The 24537-nt window shown below is 69.5% G+C and carries 21 protein-coding genes; 14 read left to right on the plus strand and 7 right to left on the minus strand.

All coding sequences use genetic code 11. The features are described 5' to 3' along the window. Position 1 precedes the first annotated feature (1 nt). On the minus strand, positions 2-4489 hold the full coding sequence (locus G6N37_RS06305; protein WP_163677489.1) for a cation-translocating P-type ATPase: 4488 nt from the start codon (positions 4487-4489) through the stop codon (positions 2-4). A 355-nt stretch (positions 4490-4844) separates the two neighbouring features. Here G6N37_RS06305 and G6N37_RS06310 point away from each other — a divergent pair, with 355 nt between their 5' ends. Then, entirely contained in the window at positions 4845-5327 is a 483-nt protein-coding gene (locus G6N37_RS06310; RefSeq protein WP_163677491.1) for a nuclear transport factor 2 family protein, read from the plus strand. Between the two features lie 20 nt (positions 5328-5347). On the opposite strand, the gene G6N37_RS06315 is transcribed toward G6N37_RS06310, so the two are convergent. The 4 genes from G6N37_RS06315 to G6N37_RS06330 all read right to left on the minus strand — a co-directional run bounded on the left by G6N37_RS06315 (position 5348) and on the right by G6N37_RS06330 (position 8503). After that, entirely contained in the window at positions 5348-6211 is an 864-nt protein-coding gene (locus G6N37_RS06315; RefSeq protein ID WP_174813796.1) for an alpha/beta fold hydrolase, read from the minus strand. Between the two features lie 48 nt (positions 6212-6259). Then, positions 6260-7654 carry a WS/DGAT/MGAT family O-acyltransferase gene (locus tag G6N37_RS06320; RefSeq protein ID WP_163677494.1) on the minus strand — a complete coding sequence of 465 codons (1395 nt, stop codon included), beginning with the start codon at positions 7652-7654 and terminating at the stop codon, positions 6260-6262. Positions 7655-7837: 183 nt separating this feature from the next. Further along, complete coding sequence (locus G6N37_RS06325; RefSeq protein ID WP_163677497.1) at positions 7838-8278, minus strand: nuclear transport factor 2 family protein; 441 nt, start codon at positions 8276-8278, stop codon at positions 7838-7840. Positions 8279-8320: 42 nt separating this feature from the next. Then, entirely contained in the window at positions 8321-8503 is a 183-nt protein-coding gene (locus tag G6N37_RS06330) for a hypothetical protein (RefSeq protein WP_163677500.1), read from the minus strand. A 227-nt stretch (positions 8504-8730) separates the two neighbouring features. Between G6N37_RS06330 and G6N37_RS06335 the strand changes: the two genes are divergently transcribed. The 4 genes from G6N37_RS06335 to G6N37_RS06350 all read left to right on the plus strand — a co-directional run bounded on the left by G6N37_RS06335 (position 8731) and on the right by G6N37_RS06350 (position 13183). Then, positions 8731-9156, plus strand: coding sequence for a PPOX class F420-dependent oxidoreductase (locus G6N37_RS06335; protein ID WP_163677503.1), 426 nt, complete (start codon positions 8731-8733; stop codon positions 9154-9156). 51 nt (positions 9157-9207) lie between these two features. Further along, complete coding sequence (locus tag G6N37_RS06340; protein WP_163677506.1) at positions 9208-11448, plus strand: molybdopterin-dependent oxidoreductase; 2241 nt, start codon at positions 9208-9210, stop codon at positions 11446-11448. 116 nt (positions 11449-11564) lie between these two features. Beyond that, entirely contained in the window at positions 11565-12671 is a 1107-nt protein-coding gene (locus tag G6N37_RS06345) for a type III polyketide synthase (protein ID WP_163677509.1), read from the plus strand. Positions 12672-12679: 8 nt separating this feature from the next. Then, positions 12680-13183, plus strand: coding sequence for an isoprenylcysteine carboxyl methyltransferase family protein (locus G6N37_RS06350; protein WP_163684704.1), 504 nt, complete (start codon positions 12680-12682; stop codon positions 13181-13183). A gap of 15 nt (positions 13184-13198) precedes the next feature. Here G6N37_RS06350 and G6N37_RS06355 read toward each other — a convergent pair whose 3' ends face one another. Next, positions 13199-14044, minus strand: a complete 846-nt coding sequence (locus G6N37_RS06355; protein WP_163677512.1) for an SDR family NAD(P)-dependent oxidoreductase — start codon at positions 14042-14044, stop codon at positions 13199-13201. A 186-nt stretch (positions 14045-14230) separates the two neighbouring features. Between G6N37_RS06355 and G6N37_RS06360 the strand changes: the two genes are divergently transcribed. Both G6N37_RS06360 and G6N37_RS06365 read left to right on the plus strand, forming a co-directional pair. Further along, on the plus strand, positions 14231-15268 hold the full coding sequence (locus tag G6N37_RS06360) for an alpha/beta hydrolase (RefSeq protein ID WP_163677515.1): 1038 nt from the start codon (positions 14231-14233) through the stop codon (positions 15266-15268). Between the two features lie 322 nt (positions 15269-15590). Next, the gene (locus tag G6N37_RS06365) at positions 15591-18257 is read left to right on the plus strand and encodes an ATP-binding cassette domain-containing protein (RefSeq protein WP_163677518.1); all 2667 of its coding nucleotides are present in this window, start codon (positions 15591-15593) and stop codon (positions 18255-18257) included. A 12-nt stretch (positions 18258-18269) separates the two neighbouring features. Here the strand turns inward: G6N37_RS06365 and G6N37_RS25830 are convergent, their stop codons facing one another. Continuing rightward, entirely contained in the window at positions 18270-18434 is a 165-nt protein-coding gene (locus G6N37_RS25830; RefSeq protein WP_167527366.1) for a hypothetical protein, read from the minus strand. A 258-nt stretch (positions 18435-18692) separates the two neighbouring features. Here G6N37_RS25830 and G6N37_RS06370 point away from each other — a divergent pair, with 258 nt between their 5' ends. The 7 genes from G6N37_RS06370 to G6N37_RS06400 are packed head-to-tail and all read left to right on the plus strand — an operon-like array spanning position 18693 to position 24534. Further along, on the plus strand, positions 18693-19871 hold the full coding sequence (locus G6N37_RS06370) for an acyl-CoA dehydrogenase family protein (protein ID WP_163677522.1): 1179 nt from the start codon (positions 18693-18695) through the stop codon (positions 19869-19871). 3 nt (positions 19872-19874) lie between these two features. Next, a complete protein-coding gene (locus G6N37_RS06375; RefSeq protein ID WP_163677525.1) occupies positions 19875-20999 on the plus strand; it encodes an acyl-CoA dehydrogenase family protein in 1125 nt (374 codons plus the stop codon). Then, positions 20996-21496 (plus strand): MaoC family dehydratase, encoded by a 501-nt coding sequence (locus G6N37_RS06380; protein ID WP_163677527.1) that lies wholly within the window; start codon positions 20996-20998, stop codon positions 21494-21496. The genes G6N37_RS06375 and G6N37_RS06380 overlap by 4 nt, the downstream gene beginning before the upstream one ends. A gap of 7 nt (positions 21497-21503) precedes the next feature. Then, the gene (locus G6N37_RS06385; RefSeq protein ID WP_163677530.1) at positions 21504-21947 is read left to right on the plus strand and encodes a hotdog family protein; all 444 of its coding nucleotides are present in this window, start codon (positions 21504-21506) and stop codon (positions 21945-21947) included. Next, positions 21944-23146, plus strand: a complete 1203-nt coding sequence (locus G6N37_RS06390; RefSeq protein WP_163677534.1) for a thiolase family protein — start codon at positions 21944-21946, stop codon at positions 23144-23146. The genes G6N37_RS06385 and G6N37_RS06390 overlap by 4 nt, the downstream gene beginning before the upstream one ends. Before the next feature lie 2 nt (positions 23147-23148). After that, complete coding sequence (locus G6N37_RS06395) at positions 23149-23550, plus strand: Zn-ribbon domain-containing OB-fold protein (protein ID WP_163677537.1); 402 nt, start codon at positions 23149-23151, stop codon at positions 23548-23550. Between the two features lie 27 nt (positions 23551-23577). Then, entirely contained in the window at positions 23578-24534 is a 957-nt protein-coding gene (locus tag G6N37_RS06400; protein ID WP_163677539.1) for an alpha/beta hydrolase, read from the plus strand. Positions 24535-24537 lie beyond the last annotated feature (3 nt).

The raw sequence follows: 24537 nt of genomic DNA on the forward strand, positions 1-24537 counted from the left end.
CTCACGGGCGATCGGTGGCGGCCTCTGCCGAGATCCGATGCTGGTGTTGATCCACCAATTTCAGTGCACGCGCGGCCTTCGCGGGAGCCATCAGGACCGCGGTATGCGGAGCCCGGGATCCGCTGTGCTGCGGTGGTTGTGGGGCGGTCTCGGCGGGCTCGTCGAGTTCTGGCTCACCGCTGAGTGGTGACTCTTCGTCCCGGCGGCCCGACCGCAACCGATTGGTGGCGGCGACGGCGAGGACGGCGGCCGCGGCGGTGCCCAGCCCCTGGGACCAGCCCAAGGGGCCGACCGGTGTGCAGCCCAGCAGTTGGCTGATCCCCGGGGTGCTGATCATCGCGGTGAATGCGGCGAACGAGCCGGCGGCGGTGAGCAGCACCAGGGGCGCGTGCGAGTCGACCACGGTCTGGCCGAGCTCGACCGCGACCAATGAGATCAGCGCGACGGTGGAGGCGCGCTGCGGTAGCCCGGTCACCGAGGCCATCACCCAGGCCGCCGTGGCGGCCGTGGCGGTGAGCGCTCCCCGCGCGGCAACGGTTTGCCGTAGTGCGCGTTCGTCGATGCCGCGCCCGACGCGTTGTACCGGCCCCGCCGGGGTGCTGACGGCGACCGCGGTCGCGGGCAACGCGTCGGTGAGCATGTTGATCAGCAGCAACTGCCGGGTGTTCAGCGGAGAGGTCCCGGTGAGCGCGGTGCCGATGACCGAGAAGATGACCTCGCCGGCGTTGCCGCCGAGCAGGCCCGCCACGGCCGCCTGGACGCCGCGCCACAGTCGGCGTCCCTCGTCGATGGCGGCCACCAGCGTCTCGATGCGGCCGTCGGTCAGGACCAGGTCGGCGGTCGTGTGGGCGGAGTCGCTGCCGCGGGCGACCACACCGACGCCGACGCTTGCCGCCCGGATCGCGGCGGCGTCGTTGGCGCCGTCGCCGACCATGGCGCACACCCGCCCGGCGCGCTCGAGCGTCTGGACGACCTGCACCTTGTTCTCCGGTGACATCCGGGCGAAGATCACCCGCTCGGACACCGCGCGCTGCTGATCGTGGCGCGACAGCGCGTTCCATTCGGACCCGGTGATCACCTGGTCGGCGCTCACCGAGACCCCCAGTTCGCGGGCGATGGCCGTGGCGGTGACGGGATGGTCGCCGGTGATCAGCCGGATGGCCACGCCCCGGGCGGCCAGGTCCGCCAGCAACCGCGGCGCCTGGGGACGCGGGGTGTCCGAGAGGCCCAGGAATCCGGTGAGTGTCAATCCCGTCTCGCACAATCCGGTGATGCTGTCGGGGTCTTTCCGCAACGACCGCGCCTGTGCCGCGGCCAGGCGGCGTTGGGCCACCGCGATCGTCCGCAGCCCGGCCGTCGTCAGGGCCGCGACCGCGGCGTCCACCTCCGCGCCGGCTTCCCGGCACGCCGCCAAGACCACTTCGGGTGCGCCCTTGACGGTCAACGTCGTGCCCGTCACCGAGGCCGAGAACGCCCTGCCGGACCGGAACGGCAGGTGCGCGTCGGGCTCGGGTCGTGAACCGGACCCCGCCACCGCGTCCGCCGCCTTGACGATGGCTTCGTCGGTGGCGTGGACGTGGGGATTGCCGTCGTCCGCCGGTGCAGCCTGGGCGGCGCACCGCAGGACGTCATCGCGGGAATGGTCCGCCACCGGGTGCACCTCGGCGACGCGAAGACGGTTCTCGCTCAGCGTTCCGGTCTTGTCGAAGCAGACCACCTCGACACGACCGAGCGCCTCGGCCGCGCGCGGCACCCGCACCAGCGCCCCGCATTCGCCCAGCCGCTGGGCCGACGCGGACTGGGCGAGGGTGGCCATCAAGGGCATGCCCTCGGGGACGGCCGCCACGGCGACCGCGATGGCGCTGCCGAGGGCTTGGCGCAGACCGCCGGCCCTCAGCAGGCCGAGCGCTCCGACCAGGATGCCGCCGCCCGCACTGAACGGGAACGCGCGGCTCATCAGCTGGCTGAGTTGGTGGTGCAGGCCGACGGTCGGCAGTTCACCGGACGCCAGCTCGGCCGCGCGGCGGCTCTGGGTGTCGGCCCCGACGGCGGTGACGAGCGCGACCGCGGTGCCGGCCACCACGGTGGTTCCGGCGTAGATCATGCAGCGGCGCTCGGCCAGTTCGGCCCCGGGCGTGGGCTCGACCTGCTTCTGGACCGACAGGGATTCACCGGTCAGCGACGATTCGTCGACCTCGAGGTCGTGTGCCTCGATGACCCGGGCGTCGGCGGGCACCACCTCGTCGCTGCGTACCTCGATCACGTCGCCGGGCCGCAGCTGCTCGATGACGACTTCGCGGTAGCCGCGCGCGGCGTCGGGCCCCTGGGTGACCACGCGGGCCGGCGGGGTCTGCTGAGCGAGCAGGCGGTTCAGCCGGTTCTCGGCCCGAAGCTGTTGGGCCGTCGACAGCAGCGCGTTCCCGGTCAGCACGGTGCCGACCAGCACCGCGTCGGTCGGTGACCCCAGCACCGCGGTGGCTGCCGAACACAATCCGAGGATTGGCGTCAACGGGTCACCGGTCAGCTCGGCGACTGCGGCCCTGGCGAACTCCCACGCCGCGGCGGGGAACCCTGCGCCGTCTTGCGCGGAATCCGTTGCGGCAGAGGGTTCATCGGGGTCGCATAGCGCCGCCAGCACTTCGCGGACCCGCTCGGCCGACATCGCGTGCCACTCGAACGCCGGTGCCGGCCGGGGCACGGGCGTTCGAATCGTGCCGAGCGCCAACAGGTATCCCGACAGCAGCCCCGCGACGGCGCCGACGGTCACCGGGCCGGGCCCGCGCAACCGGCGCACCCCGGGCACCATGAACAACGCGCCCAGCGCCGATGCGCCTACCGAGATCGCGATGCCCTGCTGGCTCGCCCTCCTGGCCGCCGGTAACGCATGCAGCACCCGCCACGCTCCGGCCAGGTCGTCGAGAATGAGGTCGGCAGTCCACGGCGGGGGAGCATCGGCGTCCGGCCTTAACCCCAGCGCCACGTCGGCGCCGGAAAGGGCTTGCGCGCCAGAACAGGACAGCACCGCGACGATGTGACCGTCGCGCTGCAGCGCGGACACCGCATCGGCGAGCGCGCCGTCGATGTCGCCGTCGCCGACCGGGTGGACGTCGTCGAACGCGGGACGCAGGTCACCGAGCAGGTCGGTGTCTACGGACACCAGGCGCGCACCGGAGTCGCGCGCGCGGGTGATCAACGCCGACGCGAGAGGGTGTGGGGCCGGGGCGACGAGCGCCTCGACCGCACCGCCGCCCTCAACTTCGTCGTCAGAGGTTGCGGGAATCCGGTGCCAGCCCGGGGCCGGGCCGTCGTCGAGCAGCTCCTGCGCGCGGGCCCAGGCCGTCAGCAAGTCGTCGTCGCGGGCACCGCGGACGCGGACCACCCGCATCTGAGCGCCACACAGCACGCGCGGATCGATCAGCAGTGCATCGACCTTGTCGAGCCGGCGCAGACTTTCCGGCCGCAGTGCAAGCACCGCGTGGTGGTCTGCCAAGCCTCGCCCGAGCGTGGCCGCGAACGCCTCATGGGCGGTGCGCATCGCCTTCGGCGAGGCGGCCAGCGCGGCGTTCGACGCCATGGTGACGTTGCGGGTGACGGCCCCGGTCAGGCCGACGCCGACCATCTGTGCCCATGCCACGCGCTTCCCATGACGTTCGATCGGGCCGGGCGGTGCGGGAACCGGGCGCAGGGAACGGTGCATCTCCGACTCGTCGGCATGCCGGGCCAACTCCGGCTCATAACGGGCCCACGCCCGCGCCGCGGCCCGGCACTCGGCGGCCTTGAAAGCCTGCATCGCCAGGTCGACCGAGAGCTTCGCCGGTGACAGCGTGACAACATGCGCGGCGGTGCCGAACACCGACAACGCGGTGTCCGTCGCGCCAGGGCCGATCCCGCCCTCGAGCAGACGCCGCAGCCACGGTTGATAATTCGCGATCGCCGACACGGCCTCGACGGCGATCGGGGCCGCCGGCAACCGCAACGCCCGGCCCGCGACCGCGACCGCGAACCCGGCCGCGTTGACGGCCACCATCGCGCCGCGGGTGGCCAACAGCAGCCCATCACCGGGCAAGCTGTCGGCACGCGTGGAATCGGCTATACCGTCGCCATTTTCGGCGCTGTCGAGCGCGGAGCAGAGCGCGTCAAGCGACGCCCCCTCGTCGATCTCGACGACCACCCGCGACAGCGGACGGTTCAGGCTGACCTGCGTGACGCCGGGCTGTGCCCGCAGCGCAGCAACGGCGGCGCGGCCACGCGCCGCACCGCCCGTGCCGTCGAGGCCACGCACCTCGATCCACACGCGACCGTCGCCGCGCCCGCACCGCCGGGTCAGCGTGGAGCGGGAGACCTCACCCGAGAGCACCTGTGCGCCCACCCGGACCGGCAGCGCGACAACGGCAAGGCCGGCGGTCGCCAGCCTGCCGACCGCGTCGCCAAGTTCGGCGGCGGCGCCGAGTCCCGTCGACACCACCCGCAGGGGTGAAAGCTGTCGCACGCGCAACCCCTTTCACGCACATGACGAATGGCTGCTTCGCGGTTTTTCGCGAGGGAGGCCGCCGACCGACGCTGGCCGCGACCGCAAACCCAACCAACCTAACCCGCGGTCAAAGGGCCAGCAACTTGAGATGGATCCGCGTAAAGAACATGTAAAAAGTGATCGCGGCTGTTAGGGGGACGCGATCAAAATATTCGGGTCGGCTGATTTCTAGATTGAGCAAACCCCCATGGGCCGTTGTGGTTACGCCCGCTCCGGATTGAAGCCGGTCAGCCCTTGATGCTCATGCCGTCCGTCCTAACGTGTGGGGGGTTGATAGTGGTCCGCTGCCGAGATCCCGAGGATGAGGAGCGCCATGAGTGACATCGATGAGCTGTCCGCGCGGTTGCGCCGACTCGAGGACGAGCGAGAGATCGCCCGGCTGATCGCCTCGTACGGCCCGGCGGTGGATGCCGGGAATGCCGAGGCCACTGCGGGACTCTGGGCGAGCGACGGCAGCTACGACGTCGACGGCTGGCGCATGGAGAGCCGGGCCGCCGTGCGCGCCATGGTCGACTCGTCGGCCCACCAGAAGCTGGTGGCCAAGGGGTGCTGTCACTTCCTGGGGCCGTGCGTCGTCACCGTCACCGGCGATTCGGCGGTGGCGCTTTGCGAGTCTCTCGTGCTGATCCGCGACGGCGACTCCTATCGCGTATGGCGTTGCACCGCCAACCATTTCGAGCTGCGCCGGGTCGACGGACAATGGCGGATCGGTGTGCGCACCAGCCGGATTCTGGACGGCAATCCCGACGCCCACGCGCTGCTGACCGCGGGCCTGACGGGGCTGGCCGAGCCCTGACGGCGCGGACGCGCTAGCCGCTAGCCCCGCGACAGAAACGCCAGCACGGTGCTCTGGAACGCCTGCCGGGCCTCGATCATCGCCCAGTGCCCGGAGTTGGGGAAGATGTGCAGCTCGGCATTGGGGATGGTGCGCATCGGGATGAGCGCCATGTCCGGCGGGCTCACCCGGTCGTCGCGCCCCCACGTGAGCAGGGTGGGCGCGGTCAGCTTGTGCATGACGGCCCACGGCATCGGGCGGTCGGAGGCGGCCATCGCGGCGTTCATCGCGGCGAAGGCCGCCTTCCCGTACATGCGGCGCGCGGCGGCCAAGGTGTCGGGGTCGGTGGCCAGTTCCCAGCGTTCCTCGACGAGTTCCTCGGTGATCAGCGCCTGGTCGTAGACCATCGATTTGAGCCAGTCCACGAGCCGCTGCCGGGTGGGGTCCTCGACGAACTCCTGCAGCAGCCGGATGCCCTCGCTCGGACTGGGGCTGAAGATGTTGGTTCCGATGCCGCCGATGGTCACCAACCGGTCGATGCGGTCCGGGTTGTGGGTGGCGAAGTTGATGCCCACGCCGCCGCCCATCGAGTTGCCGACGATGTGCGCCTTGTGCACACCGAGCGCGTCCAGGAAGGGCGACACGGTGCCGAACGCGGTGACCATCGGGTGGCCGCCGAAGTCGTCGCTCACGCCGAATCCGGGAAACTCCAGGATCAGGCAGCGGAAGTGCTCGGCGAAGGTGGGCAGGATGCCGCGGAAGTTGCGCCATCCCGTGACGCCGGGTCCGGAGCCGTGCAGGAACAGCAACACCGGTGCGGATTCCGCACCGCAGTCGTAATAGCGCAGAGCGCCCTTGGGGGTGCTGATTTCGCGCAGGTCATGTTGCGCAACGGTGTTTGGCACGGATGTCACCTTGCCATGCCGTGGCGGCACGGCCGGGCGGGGTTCCGCTCACCGGGTCGCGTCGTGTTTTGGCTCGGTGCAGTTCAACAGCTCTTTGAGCGCGGCGGGGAACGCGTCGGCAAGGTCCCACAGGTCGGCGACGAGATCGGGGCACGAGATGAGGCCGACGCCGAGCCGCCCGTTGAGCGACATGACGGTGATGTTGAGCCCGGCGCCCGCGATGATCGGGCCGAGCGGATACATGGCGTCGAGCCTGCAACCCAGGAAGTAGAGCTGTTCCTGCGGGCCGGGCACGTTGGACATCACCAGGTTGTGCGGCGGTTTCTCGGGCAGGGGTATCCGGGGCAGCAGCCGCGCGGCGCCGAACAGGGTCTGCCCGGCCACCTGCGTCCAGTCCTGCAGCAGGCTGGGCCCCATGGCGGCGGCGTGGTCCTTGGCCGCGGCGTTGCCGTCGGCGATGCTGCTCAGTCGCTCGGCGGGATCGTCGATATGGGTTTCGAGCCGGCAGAGCATCCAGGTGGTCTGGTTGCGGCCCGGCCGGTCGGATCTGCCCCGCACCGAGACCGGCACGCTGGCCACCATGGGCTTGTCCGCCAACTCGCCGCGGTCCAACAAGAACTGTCGCAGCGCCCCCGCGCACAGCGCCGCCACCACGTCGTTGATGGTGACGCCGAACCTGTTTTTGACCTTCTTGACGTCCTCGAGGTCCAGGATGGTCAGGGCGACGTTGCGGCGCCGGGTGAACCGCCCGTTGAACGCCGTGGCCGGCCCGGCGAATGGGGCGGCCATCGTGTGGCCACCGCCGCGGGCGCGCAGCAGCGTCTGCGCCAGCGTCAGCGCGGTTGCCGGCACCACCTTGGCCAGGCGCCACGGCCGCAGTCCGGCGGATATCAGCCCCGACGCGGCGATCTGCAGGGGATGTGCCGGGCCGGGTCGGGTGACGGGTTCCGGCGCCGGGGCGTCCGGCACGCTGCTGCACAACTGGGCCAGCAGGGTAGCGCCGCCCACCCCGTCCACCACCGCGTGGTGAACCTTGAGGACGACGGCCAGTGCCTCGCCGCCGTGCAGGCCCTCGACCACCCACATGTCCCACAGCGGGCGATCGCGATCCAGGGGGAGCCCGGCGACGTGACCACAGATCTCCGCTAACTCTTTGGGTCCGCCGGGTGCCGGCACGGCGGCGCGGTGCAGGTGCCGTCCGAGGTCGAAACCGACGTCGTCGGCCCAGACCGGATGGCCGAAGTTCAACTGGCTGTCGGCCAGCTTGAGACGGAATTCCGGCACCGCATCGAGCCGCGCCGACAGCGCCTCCCGGAACCGGTCGAACGTGTAGCCGCCCGGCATGGTCGCGGGACCCAGCTCGAGCACGCAGCAAACATTCAAGGGCTGTGTCGGTGATTCCAGGTTGAGGAAGAACGCGTCTAATCCACTAAGTCGTTGCACATCCGCTCGTCTCGTCGGTGCGGTAATGACCGCTGGTCACATGGCCCGCGCTCCGCCCACGCCCCACCGGCGAACGCAATCAGGATCAGCCGCAAGTCTCTAGGTGTGATCTCTAGCTGTAGCCGTTTAGCGGCCCGCGGCAAACATCGTCAGCCAGACATTCAACGGAATGGCCACCGACGTTCATCTCCGCTCGGGCCGAGCCATGGCCGAGTTGGACGCCGCCCAGTCGGTCGAGACCCGCCGATGTCCGATCAGCCAGGTGTCGCCAGCGGGCACCAAGGTGTCGCGGTAGCGGCCGGCATGGTCGAGCCCGATGTGGGTGACCACGGTGAAGTACGACGAGACGTGCGCCGTGTCGCGAGTCATTGCGGTGAACAACACGTTGGTGACCAGGTGCCGGACGATCGGTTTGACGTCGGCTTCCCGGGTGACGTTGAGCCCGCGCAGGAACGCGGCGATCGCCGTTCGCCCGCGCAGCGGCTCGACGCCGCGAATCTCCAGGACGCCGTCCGCGCAGAACGTCTCGGCCAGGCCGTCCACGTCACCCTTGTCACCCGACCAGTTGTATCGCGCGAGCGTGTCGCGGATCCGCTCACGCGCAACCAGTTCCCACATCTCCACCGTCGTGACTCCTCGGGCGCAGCTTAACCCGAGCCGCAACCGCTACTTGACGATGTGGGGCCGGAAGCCCTGTGGCGCAGCCGGTGTCACGCCGTTCAGGTCGAAGACGGCGATCAGGGCACGCAGCAGGGCGGGGGACCAGTCCTCGAAGGGTTGCGCGTCCAGTCGATTGAGGACTTCATCGCGGAGATAGTCGATGCCCGACGGCTGCCGAGGCTCGCTCATCGCACACCCCGATGGCCCACGGGATCCGGTTCGGTGGTCAACGAGCCAGCTCCCTTCCGGACGAAATTCTGGCGTCGACGCTAGGTCCGCCGCCTCGCCCTTGTACAGCCGGCTGGGCAGATTCAAATGTCTCTCAAGGAAATCCCTCGTGCCCACGTCAACGTGGCATCCGGCGCCCGGTATTCCGTGGCGGGAATGAATCTCGGGGCAGGGCGGTAGAAGACTGCATGGAACTCAATGCCGCCGCCCGCGAACTCATCGGCAAGGGCGCCGATGCCACCCTGGTGACCGTCAACCCGGATGGCAGCCCTCAGGTCAGCCTCGTGTGGGTCGCGTTGGAGTCGACGCCCGACGGAGACGAACTCGTCACCGCGCACCTCGCCGCGCACAAGAAGGTGCGCAACGTCCGCACTGATCCCCGGGTGGCCGTCACCATCGTGTCGCTGGACAAGGCTGGGCAGGGGATGCGGCCCTACCTGTCCATCAGCGGGACCGCACGGATCGTCGAGGGCGGCGCGCCCGAGCTTCTCGCGCAACTCAACCCGATCCTGGGCGATCCGAACATGACGTTTCCGCCGGACGGCGCCCCGCCCGGGTTCCTCACCCGCATCCGCATCGACAAGGTCGGCGGCATCGGCCCCTGGGCGTCGTGACACTCGATTTTGCCACTTCCGCGACGGCCGGTAGCGGAATACAGTGGGTGGGTGACGACGCCCGAAGACGGTAGGCATCTGCGCACCTGTCCCCTGTGTGAAGCCATGTGCGGCTTGGAGATTCAGGTCGACGGCGGCAGGGTCACCAGCATCCGGGGAAACCGCGACGACGTGTGGAGCAAAGGGCACATCTGCCCGAAGGGCGTCTCGCTCGCGGCAATCCACGACGACCCGGACCGCATCCGCCGCCCCATGATCAAGGTCGACGGCCACTGGCACGAGGTGAGCTGGGACGCCGCGTTCCGCCGCTGCACCGAGTTGCTGACGCCGGTGATCGAGAAATACGGGATCGGCGCGGTCACCGCCTACACCGGCAACCCGCTGGCCCACTCGTTTTCGCTGGCCCGGTACGCGGGCGTGCTGATGGGGATGTCCGGGATGCCGGTCACGTATTCCCCGGGGACGGTGGACCAATGGCCGAAGAACCTGTCGTCGCACCTGATGTACGGCCTCTGGTGGAACTTCCCGGTGCCCGACATCGAACGCACCGACCTGATGGTGATCATGGGCGCCAACCCGGCGGCGTCTCAGGGGTCGCTGCTGGCCGCGCCCGACGTGATGGGCCTGATCGAGGCGATCCGCAAGCGCGGCAAGGTGATCGTGATCGACCCGGTACGCACGCGGACCGCGGCCCGCGCCGACGAGTGGCTGCCCATCGTGCCCGGGACCGACGCCGCGCTGCTACTGGCCGTGGCGCACACGCTGTTCGACGAGGACCTGATCGATCCCGGGCCACACGTCGACGGGGTCGACACGATGCGCCGAGTGGCCGCGGAGTGGCCGCCGGAGCGGGTCAGCGCGGTCACCGGAATCGACGAGGACCGCATCCGGCTCCTGGCTCGCGAGCTGGCCGGAACCCGGAAGTCGGTGGTATACGGCCGAATCGGTCTGTGCAACCAGGAGTTCGGTAGCCTGGCCAGCTGGCTGGTCGACGTCATCAACATCTTGACCGGTCATTTCGACGTGCCCGGGGGAGCGATGTTTCCCAAGCCGGCGGCCTGGTCGATCACCACGCAGCCCCTACCCGGGCTCGAGGGCGGCCTACCGGAATTCGGTCGCTGGCACACCCGGGTGCGCGGCGCGAAGGAAGTGCTCGGCCAGGCGCCGGTGTCGTGCATGGCCGAGGAGATCGCCACTCCCGGCGAGGGTCAGCTCAAGGCGCTGATCACCGTTGCCGGCAACCCGGTCTTGTCCACCCCGGGCGGTGACAAGCTCGACGAGGCGCTGCCCATGCTGGAAGCGATGATCTCCGTTGACCTTTGGCTCAACGAGACGACGCGGCACGCCGACGTGATCCTGCCCGGGCTGTCCCCGCTCGAGCAGCCGCACCACGACGACCTGATCCTGCTTTTCGCGATCCGCAGCATCGCGAATTACTCGGCGCCGGTTTTCGATCCGGGGGATCGCCCGCACGAATGGGAGATCCTGATCAGGCTGACCGGCCTGTGCACCGGCACACCGGCCGAGGATGTCGACGTCACCGCGATCGACGACGGTTTCTTCGACTACCTGGCCTTCACCCGCGGCCTCGACGGCGCGGAGATACGCAAGCTGTACGACAGCGGCGGCCCCGAGCGGATGCTCGACCTCACGCTGCGAACCGGCCCGTTCGGGGACCAGTACGGCAAGAACCCCGGTGGGCTGACGTTGGATTTGCTCAAGGCGAACCCGAACGGAATCGACTTCGGCCCGATGGTCCCGCAACTGCCCGACATCCTCGGCACCCCCGACAAGAAGATCCGGCTCGCCCCGCAATACCTGCTCGATGACCTGCCCCGGCTGGCCGCCCGAATGCAGCGACCGGCCGAACCGCTGGTCCTGGTGAGCCGTCGGCACCTGCGCTCGAACAACACCTGGCTACACAACGTGCCCGCGCTGATGAAGGGAAAGGACCGGTGCACCTTGCTGATCCATCCCGACGATGCGGCGCGTTGCGGCGTCACGGACGACGACATCGTCACCGTGAAGTCGGCGGCCGGCGAAATCAAAGTGCCCGTGGAGGTTACCGACGCGATCAAACCGGGAGTGGTGTCGATGCCCCACGGGTGGGGACACGGCAAGCCGGGCACGCGCATGGCGGTGGCCAACAGCTCGCCGGGGGTCAACACGAATGTGCTTTCCCCACCGACGTTAATCGACGAGCCGTCCGGAAACGGCGCGCTCAACGGCATACCGGTCACGGTCATCGACGACCAGGCCCGATTCCGGCCCGCAGACACCCTGAGTCCCTGACGCTTATCCGCCCCGCCACCCCCTGGGTTGGTAAACGGCAAGCGTCCGTATGTGGTTCATCTCACCAAGGGGACGTTCGGGTGAACCGGGGAGGGAAGCCGGTCGTCGGCATAGGCATGACTGCAACAACGCATCTCACATCGCCGCACCGGACCGCTCACCGCGAGCAGCCGGCGCCGCACATCGCCGGGGCGGCGGTGGCATTCACCCCGCACCGCTACAACCAAGACGAAGTCGCTCGCGAGCTGACCGAATTCACCGATCCGCGGTTCCTGCGTTTCGCGCAAACGACGGGGGTCGACCACCGCAACCTTGCGCTGCCGCTGTCGCGTTACCCACGGTTGAGCGGTTTCACCGAAGCCAACGACGCCTATCTCGAGGTCGCCGTCGATCTCGGCGAGCGGGCGGTACGGTCGGCGCTGTCCGACGCGGGCATCGAGCCGCACGAGGTGGACACCATCGTGATGGTCTCCAGCACCGGCATCGCGGTGCCCACCATCGACGCACGGCTGATGACCCGAATCGGCCTGCGGCCCAACATCAAACGCGTCCCGCTGTTCGGTCTCGGCTGTGTCGCGGGAGCCGCCGGCATGGCGCGTGTGCACGATTACCTGCATGGTTACCCGGGGGATGTGGCCGTGCTGCTGTCGGTCGAGTTGTGCTCCCTCACGCTGCAGCGCGACGACACCTCGATTCCCGCCCTCATCGGTGTGTCGCTGTTCGGCGACGGCGCCGCCGCGGTGGTCGCCACGGGTTCCGACCGAATGACTGTGGGCCACAGCGACCGTCGAGCGCCGCGCATCCTGGGGACCCGCAGCCGCGTAATTCCCGAGACCGTTGACGTCATGGGGTGGAACGTCGGCTCCAACGGGTTTCAGCTCGTGATGTCGCGCGACGTGCCGAAGATGGCCGAGGTCCATCTACGGGAAGAGGTCGACGGATTCCTGGCCGACCACGGCCTGTCCCTGTCGGACGTCTCGACGTGGGTGTGTCATCCCGGTGGTCCCAAAGTCCTCGACTCGATCGAGGACGCGCTTGGGCTATCGCCGGAGGCGCTGGCCCACAGCCGAAACTCGATGCGCGACAACGGCAACATCTCCTCGGCATCCGTGCTGGACGTCCTGCGCCGGACCATCGCCGAGCCGCTGGCCGAAGGGGCGTTCGGGGTCATGCTGGCAATGGGCCCGGGCTTCAGCTTCGAGCTGCTGCTGCTGCAGTGGTGAGGGGCGAGATGTATTACTACCTGTTCATTCTGGCTATCGGCGCCGAACGACTGGTCGAGCTGGCCGTATCGCAACGGAACACCAAATGGTCCCTGGCACAAGGGGGCAAGGAATTCGGCCGTGATCACTACCCGGCGATGGTCAGCATGCATGCGCTGCTGCTGGTTTCGTGTGTCGTGGAGACCTGGGTCTTCGGCCGGCCGTTCATCGGATGGCTGGGCTGGCCGATGCTCGCGGTCGTAGCGCTGAGCACGGTGGTGCGCTGGCGCTGCGTGAGCGTGCTCGGCAGGCACTGGAATCCGCGGCTGATCGTCATTCCGGGGGCACCGTTGGTTCGCGAAGGGCCGTATCGATGGGTGCGCCATCCCAACTACGCGGCGGTCGCCGCGGAGGTGGCCGCGCTGCCGCTGGTGCACTCGGCGTGGCTGACGGCGATTGTGTTCAGCATCGCGAACGCGCTGGTGCTCAACGTCCGGATCCGTGCGGAGAACGCCGCATTGGGCCTGGTGTGAGGACGGCCCAAGGGGTCAGGGCGCGACGGGACGATTCGTCCACTCGCGGTCGGGCCGGCGCGACGAGCGGTACCAGCCGCCCGCCGCGCCGGTGCCGCCGTCGGTCGGGACGGTGTGGCCGGTGACGAACGCCGACAGGTCAGACGCCAGGAACAGGATCACGCGGGCCTGATCCTCGGGAACGCCCATGCGGCCGACCGGAACCCACTGCGGCCACTGCGCCTGCTCGTCGGCGGACAGCCACTGCGAGTAGGGCACCTGTAGCGATTCCGTGACGTCGGGGGCGATCCCGTTGACCCGCACCCCGCGCCCGCCCACCTGCACCGCAAGGCTGCGAGTGAACTGGATGACGGCGGCCTTGAAAGCGGCGTAGACCGGATCTTCCGGGTAACCGCGCAGACCCTCGACGGAGGAGACGTTGACGATCGCGCCGGCCCGCCGGGCGACCATCGCCGGCAGGAATGCATGGGTGACCAGGAAGACGTGGTGCAGATTGATCCGGTAGAGCTCGTCCCAGAATCGGGGGTCGGTGTCGACGAACTCGCCCGGATGCCGCAGCCAGTGGCCCACGTTGTTGACCAGCACGTCGACCCGGCCATAGCGATCCAGCACCGATCGGGCCAGGTCGTCGACCGCGGCCGCGTCCCGGACGTCGCTGACCACGGCCACCGCCGACCCACCCGATTCCGCGATGTCGTCGACCGTCCGGGCGGCCAGCGCGGCGTCGACGTCGACGATGACCACGTGCGCGCCCTGTCCGGCGAACAGCCGCGCGGTGGCCGCACCGATGCCGCCGCCACCGCCCGTCACCACCGCCACCCGGTCGCAAAGCAACCGGTCAGCACGCGTTTCGTCGCTCATCGCTCATATCTTGGGCTACCGGCGCAGATAAGCGACGCCCGGGTCGGCGTAAACCAGAATGATCATGTTTACCCACCTTTACCGGGCGTAAACCGTGACGTACGCAACATTCGCACCGCGTTCCCCACAGTTTTTCTTCGCCGCGCGCGGGTATTCCGACCGCACTTGGCACGAAGGAGGGATTGCATGGTTACTACCACCGATCCACACCGCGTATTGCCAAGTGGCGCAATGAAACGGCGAGTTCACCATCGCCACAGCCCGCAATCGGTCGCTGTCTCGCTGGCGAGCCGGCTGATCGTGAAGAACACGGTGCGCGCCTGGGCCGTTACACCGAACTTGCGCTGGCCATTCGACTACATCGACAGTTTCGCGGGGTTGGTGCCGCGGTTTGGCATCTCGGCGGACATCGAACCCGTGCGACTGGAAAACTGTGCCGCCGAGTGGGTTTGCGCCCCGGGCGCGTCGACGGACCGGGCGATCCTCTATCTGCACGGCGGTGCGTTCCTCACCTGCGGCTTGAACACGCACCGCTCGGTGGTCACCCGCTTGTCGAAGGCGGCGGATGCCGCGGTGCTCACCCTCGGATACCGAAAGCTGCCCTCGCATCACATCACCGACGCGATCGACGACGGGATGAGCGGGCTGCGCTGGCTGCAGGACTGCGGTTTCGACGGTGACCAGGTGGTCGTCGCCGGCGACTCGGCCGGGGGCTATCTCGCGTTCATGACCGCGCTGTCGGCCATTCGCAGCGAGGTGATGAGGCCGGCGGGGATCGCGACCATCTCCCCGTTCACCGACGCCGACCCGGCCCGAAAGCTGCGGCACCGCAATGCGCGCAAGTGTTCGATGTTCACCCGCGGGGCGTTGTCGGTGTTCGCCGGGTATCTCAGCCAGGCACAGGTTTTGGAGGGCGGCGGAGACTCCACTGTGGCTTCGCCGGTGGACGCCGATTTGTCCTGCCTGCCGCCGGTGACCATTCACGCCAGCTCCGACGAGCTGCTGCTTCCCGACGCCGAATTGATGGCAAAGCGCTTGGAGGCCAGCGGAATTCCGTGCGATCTGCACCTGTGGGACGGTCAGATTCACGATTTCCCGCTGGCGGCGGACATTCTGCCGGAAGGAAGGCGGGCGATTCGCTACATCGGCGATTTCGTCAAGGACGTCACCGCCGTGCGCGTGCCGTGGCGCCGTGGCCTGCGCACCGCCGCCGTGGCGGGCTAGCGAACTCGCGGAAGCGGTTGACCCGCAGTCGAATTCCCACACCAATGGGGGCGTGCTGGCGGTCGCCGTCCTCCGAGTGAGTCTCCACCGTTTCATGGTGCTTGTGCCGGTCGGGGCCGGAGGCCTCGACGGGAAAACGGCCCCTCGGACGTCGTGGGGCGGGGCGTCGGTGGTGCCGGCTCGTTGCTCCACGGCATCGGTCGCCCTCACCCATGGACGGCGGGCCACCCGCCGCCCGCAACGCGCCGTGGGCGCGCGTGGCGGTGGACCGGTCGGGATTCGCCGACCCGTATTCGCGCGCCTGCCGATACAGTTGGTCGTAATGAGCCGACCTGCCCCACCTGTGTTGACCGTGCGGTACGAAGGATCCGAGCGCACATTCGCCGCAGGCAACGATGTCGCGATCGGGCGTGACCTTCGCGCCGACGTCCGCGTGGCACATCCCCTGATCTCCCGTACGCATCTCATCGCCCGATTCGACCAGGGCCGATGGATGGCCATCGACAACGGCAGCCTCAACGGCCTGTTCGTCAACCACCATCGCGTGCCCATGGTCGACATCCACGACGGCCTGCGCGTCAACATCGGCAACCCGGACGGCCCGGCGCTGACCTTCGAGGTCGGCCGCCACCAGGGTTCGGCCGGGCGGCCCCCGCTGACGACGTCGATCCCGATCGCCAACCCGGCCAGCGCGGCCAGCCCCCGCGCGACTACCACGCCGCCGCCCGGCGCGCACTGGCCGGGCCAGCCCCAGCAGCCGGCCTCGGCCTCGTTCCGGCAGCCCACGCAGCCGCCCAGCGGGCCCGCTCCGATCCATCCGCCGAGCGGATCGATGCCCAGCCACCCGTCAGCCCCGCAGCCCCGGTACCCCACCGGCGGCCATCCGGCGGCACCGCCCAGCGGGGCGCAACAAGCCCCGCACATCTACCGCCCGCAACCCATGAACGGCCCGCCCGCCCAGGCCGGCGAGCCGACCGGGCTGGAAGCCGGACGGGTCGGCGGTGACGCGTCGAACATCGCGACGTCGATGATGAAGATCCTGCGGCCGGGCAAGGCGGCGGAGTCGGCGCCGGGGGCGATCAAGATCGGCCGGGCCAACGACAACGACATCGTCATTCCCGAGGTGCTGGCGTCGCGCCATCACGCCACGTTGGTCCCGACGCCGCACGGCACCGAGATCCACGACAACCGCAGCATCAACGGCACCTTCGTCAACGGCGCGCGGGTCGACTCGGCCGTGCTGCACGACGGCGACGTCGTCACGATCGGCAACATCGACCTCGTCTTCGCCGGCGGCACGCTGGCCCGCCGCGACGAGAGCGCGACGGCGACCCGCACCGGTGGCCTGGACGTGCGTGGCGTGTCGTGGACGATCGAGAACAACAAGACGCTGCTGGACGACATCTCGTTGGGCGCGCAGCCCGGAACGCTGACCGCCGTCATCGGGCCATCCGGGGCGGGCAAGTCGACGTTCGCCCGGCTGGTCGCGGGGTACACGCACCCGACCAGGGGCACGGTCGCGTTCGAGGGCCACAACGTGCACGCCGAATACGCCTCCCTGCGCAGCCGGATCGGCATGGTGCCCCAGGACGACGTGGTGCACGGGCAGCTGACGGTGCAGCAGGCGTTGATGTACGCCGCCGAGCTGCGGTTGCCGCCCGACACCACCAAGGACGACCGGGCCCAGGTGGTCGCCCGGGTGCTCGAGGAACTCGAGATGACCCAGCACCTGCACACCCGGGTCGACAAACTCTCCGGCGGCCAGCGCAAGCGCGCGTCGGTCGCACTCGAGCTGCTCACCGGGCCGTCGCTGCTCATCCTCGACGAGCCGACCTCCGGCCTGGACCCCGCGCTGGACCGCCAGGTGATGACCATGCTGCGTCAGTTGGCCGACGCCGGCCGCGTGGTGCTCGTCGTCACCCACTCGCTGACCTACCTCGACGTCTGCGATCAGGTCCTGCTGCTGGCCCCCGGCGGCAAGACCGCCTTCTGCGGGCCGCCCAGCCAGATCGGGCCGGCCATGGGCACGACGAACTGGGCCGACATCTTCAGCACGGTCGCGGGCGACCCGGACGGGGCCAAGGCGCGCTACCTGGCGCGCACGGGCCCGCAGCCGCCGCCGCCGCCGGCCCAGCAGCCCGCGGACCTGGGCGACCCGTCGCACACCAGCCTGTTCCGGCAGTTCTCGACGATCGCCAGGCGGCAGGTCCGGCTGATCTTCTCCGACCGCGGCTACTTCGTCTTCCTGGCGGTGCTGCCGTTCATCATGGGCTCGCTGTCGATGTCGGTGCCCGGCAACGTCGGGTTCGGCATCCCCAATCCGTACGGCGCCGCGCCCAACGAGCCCGGGCAGATCCTGGTGTTGCTCAACGTCGGCGCGGTGTTCATGGGGACCGCGCTGACCATCCGCGACCTGATCGGCGAACGCCCGATCTTCCTGCGCGAACAGGCCGTCGGCCTGTCCACCAGCGCCTACCTGCTGGCGAAGGTCTGCGTGTACACGGTGTTCGCGGTCATCCAGTCGGCGATCGTGACGATCATCGTGCTGATCGGCAAGGGCGGTCCGACGCAGGGGGCCGTGGCGCTGGGCCGGCCGGGTCTCGAACTGTTCGCCGACGTCGCGCTGACGTGCGTGGCCTCGGCGATGCTGGGGCTGGCGTTGTCGGCCATCGCCAAGTCGAACGAACAGATCATGCCGCTGTTGGTGGTGGCGGTCATGTCGCAGCTGGTGTTCTCCGGCGGCATGATTCCGGTGACCGGGCGGCTGGCGCTCGACCAGATGTCCTGGGCGACTCCCGCACGGTGGGGCTTCGCGGCCTCAGCCTCTACCGCCGACCTGACCAAATTGGTGCCCGGTCCGCTCAGCCCGAAGGACTCGCACTGGCGTCACACGCCCGGTGCTTGGTGGTTCGACATGGCCATGCTGGTGGCCATTAGCGTGTTCTATCTGAGCTTCGTCCGCTGGAAGATCCGGCTACGGGGCGGCTGAGCCCGCGCCCGGTCAGGCGCCCTTGCGGATCACCTGCTCGGCGGCGGCGCGCATGCGGTCGGACAACTGCAGGAGCGCATGCTCGCCCACGCCGAGCGGAAGCGTGTATGCCAGTTGCCGCAATTCGACCGCATAGTTGCGCAGGTCTTCGCGGAGGCGTGTCTCAACAGTGGGCATGACATCTCCCTCGGGCTGCGGCCGGGCAAGGGTCCTGGTCCCCGTCGACCAGCCGATTGAAAAATTTTTGCAGTCACGCCGCGGATCTGCGAGAGCGCCGATGCGAATTAACGGGAGTTTGACAGCGTATTTACAGTCGATGCCCGCGAATCGTTGCCACCGGGAGTAGCGCCACGGCGAAATCCGGGGCGCAATCTCGCGGCCGCGTTACGCTGGCGCTGCTTGGTGTAAGGCCGGCAGAAAGGCAAAGGGGCCGGAATGGATTTCGAACTCGACGCCGGGCAGCGAGCCTGGTTGGCCGAGGTCCGCGAGTTCCTACACGACAACGTCACCCCCGAGCTGCGAGCCGAGCTCGCCGAGCACGACCTGGAGTTCCCCGGCGGCGAGGTGGCGCGGTTCCGCCGCAAGATCGGGGAGAAGGGCTGGTTCGGGCTGAACTGGCCGCGCGAGTACGGCGGTATGGGCCTCGGCGCCGTTCACCTGCATCTGTTGATGAGCGAATTCGAGTACTGGGGCGTCCCCGGGCCCGACCTGACGGTCACCTCCGTCGCGCCGATGATCATGCGGCACGGCACCGAGCGGAACAAATCCGAATGGCTGCCGCTGATTGCCAAAGGCGAAATGATATGCGCCGTAGGGTATTCCGAGCCCGACGCCGGCACCGACCTGGCCAACCTGCGCACCAGCGCGGTCCGCGACGGCGACGAATGGGTGATCAACGGCACCAAGATCTGGAACAGCGGCGCGCAACGCGCCACCCACGAGTGGCTCTGCGTGCGCACCGATCCCCACGCTGTGCGCCATCGCGGCATCTCGGTCATCATCGTCGGACTCGGCAGTCCCGGCGTGACGATCCGGCCGCTGTACGCGTGGTCGGGCTATCGCACCAACGAGGTGCACTTCCGCGACGTCCGGGTGCCGGTCACCAACCTGGTCGGCGAAGTCAACCGCGGCTGGGCGTACATCATCGGCGCACTGGATCTGGAACGCGGCGCGCTGACCAACGCGGGCGACCTGCGTCGCGCCGTGGAGGAATTGCGCGAGCTCGCTCGGCGCCCGCGCCGGGACGGCACGGTGCCCTACGAGAGCCCGTCGCTGCGACGCAGGCTCGCGCAGGCCGAGGCCGACGTGGCGGTGGCCACGCTGATGGGCTACGAGGCCGCCTCGATCCTCGACAGCGGCGTCATCCCCTCGGTGGAGGTCAGCGTCGAAAAGGTGTTCACCAGTGAGCTGCGCCAGCGCATCGCCCTGCTCGCCCTCGACCTGCTCGGACCGGACGGCCTGCTGGCGCACCGCAGCGATCAGGCGCCCCTGGCCGGCACCTTCGAGCGGCTCTACCGGGCGGCGCCCCTGATGCGTTTCGGCGGCGGGACCAACGAGGTGCTCCGCGACATCATCGCCCAGCGCGGGCACACGATGCCCAGCTATGGGCGCTGACGCATGAGGGCGACACCCACCGCCGAACAGCGCGAGTTCGCCTCCTCGCTGGGCGCCCTCCTCGCCACCGAATGCCCCGTGTCGCTGGTGCGCGCACTGAACGAACCGGCCGCCGACCGCCGCACCCCGGGGCTGTGGAAGGCACTGACCCACGCTGGGGTTCTCGGGCTGGCGATCGGCGAGGAATACGGCGGCTCCGGCGGGTCGCTGGACGATCTCGCCGTCTTCTACACCGAGGCGGGACGCGCGCTGTGCCCGACGACCGTCCACAGCAGCATCCAGGCCGCCCTCGCGATCGACCAGCTCGGCCGGGCGGAGGCCAAGCACACCTGGCTGCCGCGCCTGGCGTCCGGCGCCGTCCGCGGCGCCACCGCGCTGTGGGGCGCGCGCGACGCCGCGCTGGTGTCGCCCGCGCTGCGGGCCGAGCCGGTGTCCACGCGATGGCGGCTGAACGGCGCCGCGGACTACGTCGCCGATGCCGACGTCGCCGATGTCATCGTGATATCGGCTGCGGCGCAATCGCGTTCGCTGGTGTTCCTCGTCGACGCGGGGGCATCCGGGGTGACGATGGAACCGCTCGCCATGGCGGGCGGGCAGCGGGCGTGCACCGTGCGCTTCGACGACGTCACGGTCGGCGCCGACGCGCTCGCGGGCGAGGTCACCGCCGCGGCCTTGCGGCGCCTGGCCAACACCGCGGTGGCATTGGGGTCGCTCGACCTGGTGGGGGTCGGGCAGGCTGTCATCGAACGCACCGTCGACTACACCAAGCTGCGGCACCAATTCGGCCGGCCCATCGCGTCGTTTCAGGCCGCCCAGCACCTGGTCGCCGACATGCACATCGCGCTGGCGGCGGCGCGGCTGGCCGCCCATGCGGCGGTCTTCTGGATCGGCCGCGGCCGCACGGCGACCCGGGAGACGGCGATCGCGCGCATGCACGCGGCCGGCGCGGCCAGGTTGATCACGCTGGACGCCCACCAATTGCACGGCGGCATGGGGTATGTCACCGAGACCGACCTGCATCTGTGGTCCGAGCGGGCGCGGCTGGGCTCGACGTGGGGAGGCGGGGCCGATGTCGCCGCGTCGTGGCTGGAGGAGACGTTGGACGAGAACACCGAGGAGCGCCGGTGAGCGAAGACAGCCTGATCGACGCGGAGTCGGCGTCGCGCGTCGGCACGGTCGCCGCCACGGCGACGGGCGAGGTGAACCGGCGCGACTGGCAACGGTGGGCGGCGGCGATCGGCGACCACAATCCGTTGTGGTTCGACCCGGAGTACGCCAGGGCCAACGGCTTTCGCGACATCACCTGCCCGCCGCTTTTCCTGCAGTACGCCGTGCTCGGGGTCACGCACCTCGAGGCCCTGCGGCCCGACGGCTCCTCCGGCGCGATCTCGGGCAGCCTCGCGTTTCCGCGCGCCCCCAAGCGGATGGCCGGCGGGGAGAGCTTCGCCTTCCACCTGCCCGCCTACCACCGCGACGAGGTCGAGATGGTGCGCACCGTCGCATCCATCGTCGAAAAGCAGGGCCGCTCCGGCAGATTCGTTCTGGTCACCTGGCACACCGTGTACCGCAACCAGGACCGAGACCTGCTCGCCGAAGCGTCGACGTCGATGATCGCCCGCCCCTAGGAGCGCCATGACCGGCCAAGTCTTTTACGAGGACGTCCAGGTGGGCCAGCGCATTCCCGAGCTCACCGTGGACGTCGACGAAACGCAGTTGTTCTTCTTCAGCGCCGCCACCTACAACGGTCACCGCATCCACTACGACAAGGATTGGGCGCGCGCGGTCGAAGGCTACGACGACGTCCTGGTCCACGGCCCGTTGCAGGCCGCGCTCCTCGGCCGGGCCATCGGGGACTGGATCGGCGGGCGCGGCCGGCTGGTCTCCTTCTCCGTGCAGAACCGGGCCGTCGCCCACCCCGGCCAGCCACTGAGCTTCGGCGGCACGGTCACCGGCAAACGCCTCTCGGATGAGGGCGCCGGGTTGGTGGACCTCGAGATCGCCGGCCGCCGCGCGGAGACGGTGCTGACGCCGGGAACGGCGACCGTCGAGCTGCCCCGGCGCGGAAACCCGTCGTGACCGGCCTACGCGGCGAGGCCGCGATCGTCGGCATCGCGGAACTGCCTGCCGAACGCCGTCCCACCCGCCCACCGCTGTTCACCCTCGACCAGTACGCGCTGCTCGCCAAGATGGTGATCGAGGACGCCGGCGTCGACGCCGCATGCGTCAACGGCCTGCTGACCCACGGCATCGCCGAGTCGGCGATGTTCGCGCCGGCCACCCTGTGCGAATACCTCGGGCTGGCCCTGGATTTCGGCGAGCGGGTCGACCTGGGCGGGGCCAGCGCGGCGGGCATGATCTGGCGGGCCGCGGCCGCCGTGGAGCTCGGCATCTGCGACGCGGTGCTGGCCGTGGTGCCCGGATCGGCATCGCAGCCGCAGTCCGAGAAGCACCCGCCGCCGGCCCCGAATTGGTACGGGGCGTCGTCGAACACCTACGGGTCGCCGCAGGCCGAATTCGAGATCCCGTACGGCAACGTGGGCCAGAACGCGCCGTACGCGCAGATCGCCCAGCGCTACGCCGCCGAGTTCGGCTACGACCCCGCGGCGGTGGCCAAGATCGCCGTCGACCAACGCACCAACGCCTGCGCCCACCCCGGCGCGGTCTTTCACGGCACCCCGATCACGGTCGACGACGTCCTCGCCAGCCCGATGATCGCCGACCCCATTCACATGCTGGAGACCGTGATGCGGGTGCACGGGGGAGCGGGCGTCCTGATCGCCAACGCCGACATCGCCCGGCGCGGCCGCCATCGCCCCGTGTGGATCAAGGGTTTCGGCGAACACATCGCCTTCAAGACCCCCACCTATGCCGAGGACCTGCTGCGCACCCCGATCGCCCGCGCCGCCGACCGGGCGTTCGCGATGGCCGGCCTCACCCGCTCCGACGTGGACGTGGCGTCGATCTACGACTGCTACACCATCACCGTGCTGATGAGCCTCGAAGACGCCGGCTTCTGCGACAAGGGCCAGGGCATGTCGTGGATCGCCGGCCACGACCTCACCTGCCGCGGAGACTTTCCACTCAACACCGCCGGTGGACAACTGTCGTTCGGTCAGGCCGGGATGGCCGGCGGCATGCACCACGTCGTCGACGGTGCCCGGCAGATCATGGGCCGGGCCGGCGACGCGCAGGTACGCGACTGCAGCACCGCGTTCGTCACCGGCAACGGCGGCATCATGAGCGAGCAGGTCGCGCTGCTGATGCGGGGGGACTAGCGATGATCATCCCCGTTCCCGAACCGACGCCGGTGTCGCGGCCCTTCTGGGATGCCCTGGCCCGGCACCGCATCCTGATCCAGTACTCGCCCTCGCTGGGGCGCTACGTGTTCTATCCGCGCACGCTCGCCCCGGCAACGTTGGCCGACGACCTGGAATGGCGTGAAATCGACGGCGCCGGAACGCTGTACACGTTCACGATCGCCCGCCGGCCCACCGGCCCGCCCTGGGCGGAGGCGCTGCCCCAGCTGCTCGCCGTCGTGCGGTGGGACGCCGGACCGAAATTCAGCACCGAATTGGTCGACGTCGAGCCAGGCGACATCCATATCGGCATGCGGGTAGCGCCGGTGTTCTACGATCTGCCCGAAGACGGAATCACCCTACTGAAGTACCGGCCGGCGTGACCCTCGACGACGAGGTCGGAGGTGTACATGGACGACCCCTTTGACGGCGTCCGGGCGATGCTGCGCGAGCTGGACGCGGGATTCCCGCGCGTCGAGACCATGACGGCCGCGCAGGCCCGCGCGGCCGTTGCCGAGCGGCGCCGGCCCGTCGACAATCTCGACGACGTCCGCCGCACCGAAGACCGGTCGATACCCGGCCCCGCCGGCAGCATCCCGGCGCGGATCTACCACCCGCACGGCGAGCCGCAACACGACCGCGCCGCGATCGTGTTCTGCCACGGCGGCGGATTCGTGTTGTGCGACATCGAATCCCACGACGGCTTCTGCCGTGCCCTGTCCCGCGGCACCCAGGCGGTCGTGGTGTCGATCGGCTACCGGCTCGCCCCCGAACACCGCGCTCCGGCGGCCGCACTGGACGCCTTCGCGGCCTTCGGCTGGGTGGTCGACCACGCATCCGAACTGGGCATCGACCCGGCGCGGACGGCCATCGCCGGCGACAGCGCCGGCGGCAACCTCGCCGCGGCCACCGCCATCCGGTGCCGGGAAAGCGCGGTCGCCGGGCCCGCCGCGCAACTTCTCATCTATCCGGTCATCGATCCGAGTTTCGACACCGAGAGCTATCAGCGCTGTGCCACCGGTTACTTCCTGACCGCAGCCGCCATGCGGTGGTACTGGCGCCAGTACCTCGGCACCGAAACCTCCTGGGCCGAAACGGCGTTGGTGGCACCGGCCCGTGCGGATTCGCACGCCGGCCTCCCACCCGCGGTGATCGTCACCGCCGGCCTCGATCCGCTGCACAGCGAGGGCTGCGAGTATGCGCGCCGGTTACGCGGCGCCGGGGTGCCCGTGGTGCACCGTGATTTCCCGGGTCTGTTTCACGGCTTTTTGACCATCCCGTCCTTCCCCCCGGCGGCCTCGGCGCTCGACCTGATCTGTGCCGACCTCCGGGCGCTGCTCCAGTCCACCGCCGGCGCGGCGACATGACCG

Origin of the sequence: Mycobacterium seoulense (assembly GCF_010731595.1) — a bacterium.
Taxonomy (GTDB): Bacteria; Actinomycetota; Actinomycetes; order Mycobacteriales; family Mycobacteriaceae; genus Mycobacterium; species Mycobacterium seoulense.